This is a genomic window from bacterium, from assembly GCA_013360195.1.
Lineage (GTDB): Bacteria > Electryoneota > RPQS01 > RPQS01 > RPQS01 > JABWCQ01.
This window is the reverse complement of the sequence record JABWCQ010000003.1, coordinates 71008-82230: the sequence shown is the minus strand read 5'-3', so window position 1 is coordinate 82230 and position 11223 is coordinate 71008. Positions and strand designations below refer to the sequence as shown.

Sequence of the window (11223 nt, the reverse complement as noted above, 5' to 3'; positions counted from 1 at the left end):
CTGCGTAATTTAAATAATCGAATTGGTTTCGTTACACTGACACTTTGACTGCTGTACCACTTGCCGAGACCATGAGCATCGATCCGCCGGAGCCAATCACTTCGTAATCAAGGTCGACTCCAACCACTGCATTCGCACCAAGTTGCTTGGCATTGTCCGCAAGTTCCTGCAATGCAATGTCACGCGCCTTCCGCAATTCGTTCTCATACGCGGAGCTTCGACCCCCAACAATATCTCTGATACCGGCGAACAAATCCTTGAAGATGTTCGCTCCCACAATTGCCTCGCCCGCCACTACACCGAGGTACGCTTCTATCTTTCGCCCGTCGACGCCGGGGGTAGTTGTGATAATCATGAAGTTGCTTCCTATTTTGCGTAGTCGTAAAATCCGCGGCCAGACTTTCGTCCCAGATAACCTGCAGCTACATATTTCTTCAGCAAAGGACATGGACGGTATTTCGAGTCACCCAAATCTCGGTGCAGGACATCCATAATCGCGAGGCATACGTCCAAACCAATTAGGTCTGCAAGTGCCAACGGTCCCATCGGATGGTTCATGCCGAGTTTCATGACTCCGTCGATTGCTTCAGCTTCGCCAACACCTTCCATCAAGCAGTACACGGCCTCATTTATCATCGGCATAAGTATCCGGTTAGACACAAAGCCGGGAAAGTCATTAACCGTAATCGGAGTCTTGCCGAGAGCCTTTGAGAACTCGACGACTGCTTCGTGGGTTGAGTTATCCGTGGCAAGACCACGTATGACTTCAACCAGCTGCATCATCGGAACGGGATTCATAAAGTGCATGCCGATGAACTTGTTTGCCCTTTTCGTTGAAGCCGCGATTGTTGTTATTGAAATTGTGGACGTATTTGACGCAAGAATCGCGTCCGGCTTGGCAAGAGAATCCACTTTCGTGAAAAGATCCTTCTTAACGGACTCACTCTCGACGATTGCCTCTATCACGATATCCGCATTCCGCACACTTTCAACAGAAAGTGATCCATTAATCCTGCTTAGTGTTGCAGTTTTATCTTCCTCGGACAAGGTTCCCTTGCTCACCTGGCGAGCCAGGTTCTTGTCAATCGTCGACAATGCGCGATCAAGCAGTGCCTGTGATGTTTCGATAAGCTGAACTGTGCAGCCTTTCTGTGCACAAATGTGAGCAATCCCGTTGCCCATTGTACCGCCGCCAATCACGGCTACATTTGAAATTGTCATTATGAATTATGATTTAATTTATAGCATTTCAACGGCGAGTGCAGTCGCCTCGCCACCGCCATTGCAAATTCCAACAACACCCCGCTTCGCACCACGATCACGAAGCGCATGAAGCAAGGTAACAACAATTCGGCATCCAGAGGAGCCTATTGGATGCCCCAAAGCCACTGCACCGCCCCAAACGTTTACTTTGTCTGCGGATGCACCGATCTGCTTCATGTTATAGAGTCCAACCACAGCAAAAGCCTCATTCAGCTCAAACAAATCAACATCAGAGACCTTCCAGTCAATACGTCGCAGCAATTTCTGAACAGCCGGTGCCGGTGCAGTAGCGAACCACACAGGCTCATGACTGTATGTAGTATAGCCGACAACTCTGGCCAACGGTTTCAGTCCGCGTCGGTGTGCCTCCTCAAACGACATCATCATGACAGCCGATGCACCGTCGTTGATCTTCGATGCATTTGCCGCCGTGATTGTGCCGTCTTTCTCGAATGCAGGCTTCAGCTGGGACATCTTTTCAAAATTGACATTGGGGGGCTCTTCATCAACTTCGATTGACACCTCACCCTTTTTGCCTTTAATCACGACCGGGACGATTTCGTTCTTGAACTTGCCATCCTTCTGAGCGGAAATGGCACGGCGGTATGATTCAGCTGCGAATTCGTCCTGTTCCTCTCGAGAAATCTTGTGCTCGCGTGCGCACTTTTCAGCGCATGATCCCATGTGGATGTTGTTATGCGGGTCCCAAAGTCCGTCAGTGATCATAAGGTCATTTATTGAGCCGTTACCTAAACGGTATCCACTGCGAGCGCGATCAAGAATGTATGGCGCAAGGGACATGTTTTCCATGCCGCCGGCAAGCATAATCTTTGCTTCCCCCAGCGCGATACTTTGAGCTGCGGACATGATGGCACGCAATCCCGATGAACAAACCTTGTTGACTGTCCATGCAGATACTGTATCGGGGATTCCTGCAAAAAGTGCAGCTTGGCGAGCGGGTGCTTGTCCTGCCCCGCCCTGCAATACCTGACCAAGGATTACTTCATCAACCTCATTGGCTTCGACGTTTGATTTATCGAGATTCGCTTTCAGAACATGTGCCGCCAATGCTGGCGCGGGAACTGATGCAAGCGACCCCATAAAGGTTCCAATTGCCGTGCGTGCGCCTGATGTTATGACAGGTGTATTCGGGTTCATTACGTTTAATGGACTTTAGTGTATTATGATTGTTGAACTATATGTTCAAAAGTGAAATTGTCTTCCGACACTCGTTTCAATCTTCCGAGCCGGTTTCGCGGTGCGTGTACAAGTACGACCGCGTCCTCATTTTCTGCCGCAAGCGACAAATACTTCCTTTTGGCGGCCGCAAGTTCGTCCGGATTCTGGTCGTAAGACATCCCGCTGTCCATCGCGAGCTGAGCCGTTGTGGGAAGCAGATCGCTCAAGTAAAACAGCCCAGGTTGTCCATCATTTCCGACTCTAACAGCCATATGCCCCGCAGTGTGTCCGCCAGTCCAATGGCAACCTAACCACGGAAGAACTTGACTATTCTGTTCGGTCAGCAATTCGAATTTTCGACTTGCGTCTAGCGGTTCATAATCATCCGCGCTATAACCGTCGTCGCCGGCAAGGTGTAAGCGGCGCGCGTTTTCCAGTTCGGTTGCTTGCAAGACCACCTTTGCTCTTGGAAATGTAGGCTCAAGTTGACCGCTGAATCCAATGGTCGTGCACGCCCCGGCATGGTCCCAGTGCAAATGAGTCAATACAACGAGGTCAATGTCTTCACGTCTCAGACCAAGAGTTTTAAGCCGACTAAAGACTCTCCTTGGCCAGTCAAGATTGTAACTGCGTCGCTCCGCGATTCGTTCCTTGTCACCCGTACCCGGATCAACAATAACCGTCAAGTCGTCGCCACGAAGCAGCAGACTATTGAACCCGACCTTGATCCTCGGCCGAAACTTTGACTTGTTGAGCAGTTCAGCGTTCCGGCCTTTTGCGATCTTCACGAAAGTCTCGGGACGCAATTCAAACAGACCATCGTCCAACACATCAACCTGGACTTTACCAACAGTCAAACGCATGTCGAATGTGCGCGCACGATATACATCAGGCGAAAACAATCAACCGTTTGCAGCGTCCCATTCTTTGAGAATCGCTCGCGCAATGACTAATCGTTGAATCTCTGATGTTCCTTCACCAATTTCAGTCAATTTGTTGTCGCGAAACATTCGTTCCACGGGGTATTCGCGAATGTAACCATATCCGCCGTGAAGTTGGATAGCTTGAGATGTCACTTTGGCTCCGACTTCGCTGGCAAAAAGCTTTGCCATCGCAGCTTCCTGAGAGAAGTCTTCGCCCTGATCTTTCTTCCTAGCGGCATCAAAAATCATATGACGTGCAGCTTCGATATTCACGTACATGTCGGCCAACTTGAATTGTGTAGCTTGAAAATCCGCGACTCTCTGGTCAAAGGCCTTTCTCCCGGTAACGTATTTTAGCGTTTCGAGATATGCGCCTTCCGCCAAGCCCAGCGCCATCGCGCCAATGGAGATTCGACCTCCATCGAGCGTCATAAGCATCTGCTTAAAGCCCTCGCCGGGTCGTCCTAATAAATTGTCTTTAGGAACTCTTACATCGTTGAAGTGGAGCACAACAGTGTCGGAACCGCGGACCCCTAGTTTTCGCTCCTTCTTGCCAACGGCAAATCCGTCCCAGTCGCGTTCGACGATGAAGCAGGAAATCCCACGAGTACCTTTGCCTTTTTCGGTGACGGCACTTACCACATACGTCTTTGAATAAGATCCATTCGTGCAATACACTTTTGTGCCGTTAAGAAGGTAGTGATCACCCTGATCAAGGCATGTCGTCTGCGTCGCGCCGGCATCACTACCGGCTTGCGGCTCCGTAAGACCAAACCCACCCATGTGCTTGCCTGCACACAGGTCAGGAAGGTACTTCTTCTTCTGCGCCTCAGTTCCAAACAAGTAGATGGGGCCACAACCTAACGAGATGTGTGCAGCTAATCCTAGCGCTGTTGAGCCGCAGACTTTGGCGACTTCTTCAACCGCCAAGGCATACGAAGTGTAGTCCATTCCGGCACCACCGTACTCCTCAGGGTACGGAATGCCCATCAGTCCGAGCTCGCCCATTTCCGCAAAGATTTCTTCAGGAAATCGTTCCGTCTCATCAATTTCCGCAGCAATAGGCTTAATTCTAGTTTGAGCAAAATCGCGCACCATGTCACGAAGCATTTTCTGCTCTTCAGTCAGAGGGAGTCTGTCTCCAAGGCTCATCGGAGGTCTGGTTCCTTAAGGTTCGTCGTACAAATTATCTAGTGGATTATCACCGGCACCTTCATTCCTTCGCCGGTTTCGTTTCAATTCGTCTTTAAGCGCCTGATACTCCTCTGGAGAGATGTCTGCATCACGCAGCATCCGCTCAATCTTCTCGAGATCAGGCAACTTTTTCTTGTCCGCTGATTTCTTATCATTACTTTTCATGAGTAGATCCAATCGCAGCGGCGATTGACCGCGTCAAATAGTCATTCGAAGATTGCGTCTCGTCCAGTGGGACTTCGAATGTTACGGACGGTCTCGCGCCGCGCGCAATAAGCGGTCCGATTAAGGTTGAGATATTTACTACACCCCGGCCAAGTCCCCAATGCAGATCGGATTCTCCGTCATTGTCGCTAAGATGCAGATGAACGATTTGCTCCGAAAAGCTATCAATCCAAGATTTGGCAGGAACCTTTGAAAAGCACGCAGAGTGACCTGTATCGAAACACATTCCGAGGAAAGGATGTTGAACCCGTTCGAATATCTCCTCAAACAATGTTGTGTCGAGCTCGTAGGTGTTTTCCATGGCCAGTACAATACCATTGTTCGATGCAATATCGAGCAGCTGGTTTAGCTTGACGCAGAACTTGTCAAGCCAGACAGGTCTGTAAGTCGTCGGGTACTGAGGCAAATAGCCCGTGTGAAAAACAATCAGAGGTGAACCAAGAATCCGCGCGCCTTCGATGCTTGCCGCCAGACACTGGTACGAATACTCGGCAATATGATCGTCTTTAGACGCAATGGCAATGCTATTGAACGGACCGTGGCATGCGACCGGCAGCTGTGCCTCCGCAAGATCATCCGATAATCCAAGCAGGGTGTCCCACTTAACCCGGGGCCACAAATCCGAGGTGTCATTGAATACTATTTCTATTCCAAGACCGATGTCTGAGACTCTTGGAATCGCCATGGCAACGTCTCGAATCCCGATATAGACACACCGTGGATGCAGGATGTCTGTCATGGCTTCTTTAGCTGGACAAGCGGTGTATCTGCAGACACAGTTTGTCCGTTGGATACATGAACAGCTTCAATCGTGCCCGCCCTCGGCGCCCGCAGATTATGCTCCATCTTCATTGCTTCAAGTACAGCAACAATTTGATCTTTGGCCACAAATTCACCGGGTCTCGTATCAATCTTTATCACAATGCCAGGCATCGGTGCGCGAATGACATCAGCGTCTCCATGCACCGTGTGTCCTTCAGTCGATTCTTCAAGCTCGGTCAACTCATACACATACCCGTCAAGCCAGACATATGCTTTGTCCTTCTCTCTGGCGCTGACTGCCGTGTAGTTCCGTTCTGAGGTCCGAAGACTGACCCGTTGACCACTTTGTGCGACCCGAAACGTAGTAGCGTCATCACCAATGGCTATTTCGACTTCTGTCGGTGACCGCCGTTGAAATGACGCACAAACTGTCGCATCCCCGATTTGAAAACACCTTTTCACGATCCAGTCCCTGCAAGCCGCCAGTCACCAAGCGTTATCCATGGTGTTGATGCTGATTCAGTTCTTTGATTACCGGAGGTTCGATGTGCAATACGACTGAACTCGTGCGCCACAGAAAGGACAGCTGCCAGTTTATCCCCCGACGGCTTCGGCTGCTTCCAATCATCAAAAAACTCTGAAAGAAAATGCGTTGTTAGATTGCCTTTGTTAAACTCTGGATGTGCCAAGACTTCTTGCATGAAACCAATGGGAGTCTTGACTCCTAACAAGATATAGTGCTTCAATGCGTCTCGCATCCTGCGAATTGCGTGGTCGCGATTGTCTGCCCAGCAAATCACTTTACTCAGGATTGGGTCGTAATATACTGGCACTTGAAATCCTTCACAGATCCCGCTGTCAATTCTCACTCCAGGTGCATGAGGTTCGTCAAGCTTCAAGATTGTTCCTGTTGAAGGAAGGAATCCATTATCCGGGTCCTCTGCGTAGATTCGGCACTCTATCGCATGACCCTGGAACTTGATCTCATTCTGGGTTTTTGGTAAACTTTGTCCGGCGGCGACGGCAAGCTGCCATGCGACCAAATCTTCACCTGTAACCATTTCGGTCACAGGATGTTCAACCTGCAATCGGGCATTCACTTCCAGAAAATAGAATTCACTTCCGTTCAGAAGAAATTCAACCGTGCCAGCGTTACGGTAGTCGGCCGCCTTCACAATCCTGATGGCAGCTTCACCCATTTGCTCACGCAGTTCCGGAGAAAGGGCAACACTCGGACTCTCTTCAATAATCTTCTGATGACGACGTTGAATTGAGCACTCCCGTTCGCCCAAGTGCACCGCATTCCCCGTATTGTCACAGAATACTTGAAATTCGATGTGACGGGGATTCTTAATGTACTTTTCCAGGTAGACCGCGTCATCTCCGAAGGCAGACATCGCTTCTCGCTTGGCGGCATCAATCGACGACTGCATTTCAGAGGAACGCAGTACAACGCGCATGCCTTTGCCGCCACCACCAGCTGCGGCCTTGACTAGGACCGGGTATCCGATTCGCTCTGCTTCCTGCAAAGCTTGCTCGGCGGTTGCATTCGGCAGCAACGCGCCAGGCGTGACCGGAACATTGTTTCTTAACGCTAACTCACGAGATGCAATCTTGTCGCCCAGAAGTCCCATGGCTTCGGCGGGCGGACCAACAAAGATCAAACCGGCGAGTTGTACGGCGTTAGAAAATTTCGGGTTTTCAGACAGAAATCCGTAGCCTGGATGCACGGCATCAGCGCCGTGCTCACGCGCCGCAGCAATTATCTTCTCAATATTCAGATAGCTTTCGCCCGCCGGGGACGATCCAAGGTGAACCGCTTCATCTGCGGTTTCAACATGAAGCGAATCGCGATCGGCATCGCTGTATATTGCGACTGTCTTGATTCCTAGTGCGCGTGCTGTCCGCATTATGCGGACGGCAATTTCACCCCTGTTTGCTACAAGGAGCTTGCGAATCACTTTCTAACGCTCCAGCTAGGTTTACGCTTTTCAAGCAAAGCCGTGAGACCTTCCTGACCTTCCGGACTTACTCTTTGACTTGCTATTTTCTTGGGAGCGTACTCTCGGGCAATGTCAAGCGACATTCTGGGAACATCACGAAGAAGTTCCTTTGCAGTTGCTTGCGCGCTTGGAGCAGCCGCTAACAGCTCATTGATCCATTTCTCGACGGCTTCATCCAAGCCGGATTCTGGAACAACCTCGGTTGCAAGCCCAATTCTCTCGCACTCCCTTGCTGAAATACGACGACCCGTCAAAAACAACTCACGTGCCCGACCTTCTCCAATCCTGCGCAGCACGAAAAGCGATATTGTTGCCGGTACAACGCCGAGTCGCACTTCGCTGAATGCCGTCACTGCATTCTCGGCCATCACGACAATATCTGAACAGCAAAGCAGACCCGCACCTCCGCCAAATGCACCCCCTTGAACGCGAGCTATAATTGGTCTGGGAAACTCGTAAACAGACCGGAACAAATCAAATATCTTCTCCGCATCCCCGATGTTCTCCTGCATGGATACGTCCCTTTGCGCCCGCATCCAGTTTGCATCTGCGCCTGCACAAAAGGTCTCGCCGTCTGCAGTCAGTACAAGAACTCTGAGATCGTCGTTGCTTCGAAGGTATTTCAAACTGTCCGTCAGTTCGGCAATGACTTCGGCATTCAATGCATTGCGAGCTTCGGGTCTTGCCAAAGCAATTCGGGCTATACCGTCAGTGACTTCGAGTCTCAAAAAGCTCACTTAACAACCCCCGGTAAATCACGGAGGGCGGTTTCCAGTTCAGCCAGTTTCGCCGAACCAATCACATATGTCTTCCGTCCGTGCTTAACTTCGAGTCCCTTGCCCATTCGCATATTGTAGTAGGTCTTGCCGCGATAAAAGTGGATTCCAACGCCAGCCAAAAAAGGAATTTTCTGCGGACCTATTATTTCGATCTCGTTCGATGGTATTCGTTTCGTCCAAATGCTCGGCCCAAATGTCAATCCGGAAGCCGTCACTCGCGTTGTCATTTGCATAAAGGAACTCATCAGCCAGCTTATACCAATCCCGGCCGCGAACATACTTAGTACAACAAGCAGCGGCATCTTGGTAAAAACCGGTATCACGAAGAACGCCGCGGCGGAAGCAAGAGTTAAAGGTCCTCGCAAAGGTATGTCCTGTTGCTCCTCAAACAGCGTGCTCTCCATGGTTACATTCGGTAAACGCCCGGCTGGTACTCAGGGACAGGCGCGTTGGCGGACATCGCGATTCCCAATCCCAGCGCGTCTCTTGTTGAGAGCGGATCCAAGATCCCATCATCCCATATCCGAGATGTCGAATAGTACGGATTGCCTTCCCGATCATATTGTTCGAGAACCGGCTGCCGGATTGCCTCTGCCTCTTCGTCCGTCAATCTTTGTTGCTTTGCCTCAAGTTGCTCGCGCTTGACTTGCACCAAAACATCCGCCGCTTGTTGCGCTCCCATCACGTTAATCCGTGAATGCGGCCACATCCATAACAATCTTGGGGAATATCCTCGCCCGCACATCGCGTAGTTGCCGGCACCCGCAGAGGAACCGATTACGACTGTGAACTTAGGGACATTTGCGCATGCTACTGCATGCACCATCTTTGCGCCGTCAGAAGCAATTGCGCCATGCTCGTATTCTTTGCCGACTATGAAGCCCGTAATGTTCTGCAGAAAGACAAGCGGGATTTTGCGCAAACAACAGAGTTCGATGAAATGTGCACCTTTTTTCGCGGATTCACCGAATAGTACACCGTTGTTGGCAACTATACCGACAAGATAGCCGTGAATTCGAGCGAATCCGCAAACAAGTGATGTTCCGTACCGGGCTTTGAATTCCTGAAACCGTGATCCGTCGACGATTCGGCCAATAACTTCCTTCATATCAAAAGGCTTGCGGACGTCAACCGGCACGATGCCAAGAAGTTCTTCCGGTTCGTAGTAAGGTGCTTCAGGCGACTCGTGATCAAACTGAAACTTCGTTGAGTCGCCTAATGACTCAATAACTGATCGGGCAATGTCGAGGGCATGAGCATCGCTCTCGGCAAAATGGTCTGCAACGCCACTGATTCTGGTGTGAACATCTGCACCGCCAAGTTCTTCCGCGCTAACATCCATTCCTGTCGCCGCCTTGACGAGTGGCGGACCGCCGATGAAGATTGTTCCGGTACCTTTGACGATTATCGTCTCATCTGACATTGCAGGAACATATGCGCCGCCAGCCGTGCAGGACCCCATGACAACTGCGATTTGTGGAATTCTCCGCGCACTCAAGTTCGCTTGATTAAAGAATATTCTGCCGAAATGGTCACGGTCCGCAAATGTACCAGCCTGTTCCGGGAGAAAAATCCCGCCTGAATCTACAAGATACACGCAAGGAAGGTGATTTTGCATCGCGATTTCTTGAGCGCGAAGATGCTTCTTAATAGTCATGGGGAAGTAAGTTCCCCCTTTGACTGTAGCGTCGTTCGCAACCACCAATACTTCCTTGCCGTGTACCACCCCTATCCCAGTTACCATCCCTGCCCCGGGCGCTTCGTTGTCATACATGTCGAACGCAGCCAGCGGACTCAGCTCAAGAAACGGAGTTTCCGGATCAAACAGACGATTCAGGCGTTCCCTTACAGGTAATTTGCCGCGGGCAATGTGCCGCTCAATATGCTGTTTTGGCCCGCCGGCAGGATGAAGTGCCGTAAGCTTTGAGCGCAAATTGTCCACGAGCGACTGCATGGCTGCGGCATTCTCTGCAAAGCCCGGATCAGTCGGACGAACGTTAGTCGGTAGTCGCTTCAAGAGGATTAATTCAGTTTGCTCGATTTGCCTTACGAATGGCGATCTGTCCATTCACCGAACTGCATTCCACAAGATACTTGCCGCCATTTACAACAAGTTCAAATTCGTCGCCAATCATTTTCTTCTGGTGGTCACCCGACCACTCCGAATAAACAGAACCGTTTATAACCGAATTCGCGACAACTTTCATATCCGAATTCTCCGGAAGTGCCAGCGTTATCACTCCATTGGCTGTTGACGCAGAGATATTCCCTGCCAATGACCTATGCACGGAAACGTTGATCTCCCCGTTAGCCGTATTGAATTCGCTGTTTCCATTCAAAGTGCCGATGTCAACAGTCACCTGCCCGTTCGCACACGAAGCATTCAAGAAACCACTTACACCCGTTGCTGACAGAAACGTAATCTCGCCATTTGCGCATTCAAGATCGGCGCTGCCTGTCATTTCAGCAGCTTCAATTTCTCCGTTCGCACAAGAAGCGGTCAAGTCAATACTACGTGGAGCGGAAATAATGAAATCGATGTTGGCGCTTATGTCGTTCCACGACAATTTCGATTCTGGATATTCACCATAAACGCGCAAATTTTCACCAGAGCGCTTAACTATGGGTCTGAATTCCTTAAGAAACTCCTCGCCGTCCTCGAGATTGTCTGCCTTGATCTCTACGCAGGCTTCGACATATACAGAGCTGCGGTCTTCGCCGGTCAGCCGGATGAAGCCGTTCAATGATTCGATCTCAAGTGTCTTCAAATCCATTGCGGATTCGTCGAATCGAAGCGTATCACGATAGACGTATTCGTCACCCGTTTTTGCAAACTCGCCGGCGCTCGCTGCGGACAGATATGCGAGCACACAAAACAGTACTTTCTTCATTAAT

The 11223-nt window shown here is 50.4% G+C and carries 13 protein-coding genes; all 13 read right to left on the bottom strand.

Annotated elements, in window-relative coordinates; translation table 11 throughout:
* Positions 1 to 31: 31 nt before the first annotated feature.
* The 13 genes from HUU59_03960 to HUU59_03900 are packed head-to-tail and all read right to left on the bottom strand — an operon-like array spanning position 32 to position 11219.
* A complete protein-coding gene (locus HUU59_03960; protein NUO18581.1) occupies positions 32 to 355 on the bottom strand; it encodes a heavy metal-binding domain-containing protein in 324 nt (107 codons plus the stop codon).
* An 11-nt stretch (positions 356 to 366) separates the two neighbouring features.
* Complete coding sequence (locus HUU59_03955; GenBank protein ID NUO18580.1) at positions 367 to 1221, bottom strand: 3-hydroxybutyryl-CoA dehydrogenase; 855 nt, start codon at positions 1219 to 1221, stop codon at positions 367 to 369.
* 18 nt (positions 1222 to 1239) lie between these two features.
* On the bottom strand, positions 1240 to 2421 hold the full coding sequence (locus HUU59_03950; GenBank protein ID NUO18579.1) for a thiolase family protein: 1182 nt from the start codon (positions 2419 to 2421) through the stop codon (positions 1240 to 1242).
* A gap of 23 nt (positions 2422 to 2444) precedes the next feature.
* The gene (locus HUU59_03945) at positions 2445 to 3305 is read right to left on the bottom strand and encodes an MBL fold metallo-hydrolase (GenBank protein ID NUO18578.1); all 861 of its coding nucleotides are present in this window, start codon (positions 3303 to 3305) and stop codon (positions 2445 to 2447) included.
* Between the two features lie 39 nt (positions 3306 to 3344).
* On the bottom strand, positions 3345 to 4517 hold the full coding sequence (locus tag HUU59_03940; protein ID NUO18577.1) for an acyl-CoA dehydrogenase: 1173 nt from the start codon (positions 4515 to 4517) through the stop codon (positions 3345 to 3347).
* A 15-nt stretch (positions 4518 to 4532) separates the two neighbouring features.
* A complete protein-coding gene (locus HUU59_03935) occupies positions 4533 to 4724 on the bottom strand; it encodes a hypothetical protein (GenBank protein NUO18576.1) in 192 nt (63 codons plus the stop codon).
* Positions 4714 to 5523, bottom strand: a complete 810-nt coding sequence (locus HUU59_03930) for a sugar phosphate isomerase/epimerase (GenBank protein NUO18575.1) — start codon at positions 5521 to 5523, stop codon at positions 4714 to 4716. The genes HUU59_03935 and HUU59_03930 overlap by 11 nt, the downstream gene beginning before the upstream one ends.
* The gene (locus tag HUU59_03925; protein NUO18574.1) at positions 5520 to 6008 is read right to left on the bottom strand and encodes a biotin/lipoyl-binding protein; all 489 of its coding nucleotides are present in this window, start codon (positions 6006 to 6008) and stop codon (positions 5520 to 5522) included. The genes HUU59_03930 and HUU59_03925 overlap by 4 nt, the downstream gene beginning before the upstream one ends.
* Complete coding sequence (locus HUU59_03920) at positions 6005 to 7507, bottom strand: acetyl-CoA carboxylase biotin carboxylase subunit (GenBank protein ID NUO18573.1); 1503 nt, start codon at positions 7505 to 7507, stop codon at positions 6005 to 6007. Before HUU59_03920 ends, HUU59_03925 begins: the two co-directional genes overlap by 4 nt.
* Positions 7504 to 8286, bottom strand: a complete 783-nt coding sequence (locus HUU59_03915; GenBank protein NUO18572.1) for an enoyl-CoA hydratase/isomerase family protein — start codon at positions 8284 to 8286, stop codon at positions 7504 to 7506. Before HUU59_03915 ends, HUU59_03920 begins: the two co-directional genes overlap by 4 nt.
* Positions 8283 to 8732 carry a hypothetical protein gene (locus tag HUU59_03910; protein ID NUO18571.1) on the bottom strand — a complete coding sequence of 150 codons (450 nt, stop codon included), beginning with the start codon at positions 8730 to 8732 and terminating at the stop codon, positions 8283 to 8285. The genes HUU59_03915 and HUU59_03910 overlap by 4 nt, the downstream gene beginning before the upstream one ends.
* 2 nt (positions 8733 to 8734) lie before the next feature.
* Positions 8735 to 10396 (bottom strand): methylcrotonoyl-CoA carboxylase, encoded by a 1662-nt coding sequence (locus HUU59_03905; GenBank protein ID NUO18570.1) that lies wholly within the window; start codon positions 10394 to 10396, stop codon positions 8735 to 8737.
* Entirely contained in the window at positions 10356 to 11219 is an 864-nt protein-coding gene (locus tag HUU59_03900; GenBank protein ID NUO18569.1) for a DUF4097 family beta strand repeat protein, read from the bottom strand. Before HUU59_03900 ends, HUU59_03905 begins: the two co-directional genes overlap by 41 nt.
* Positions 11220 to 11223 lie beyond the last annotated feature (4 nt).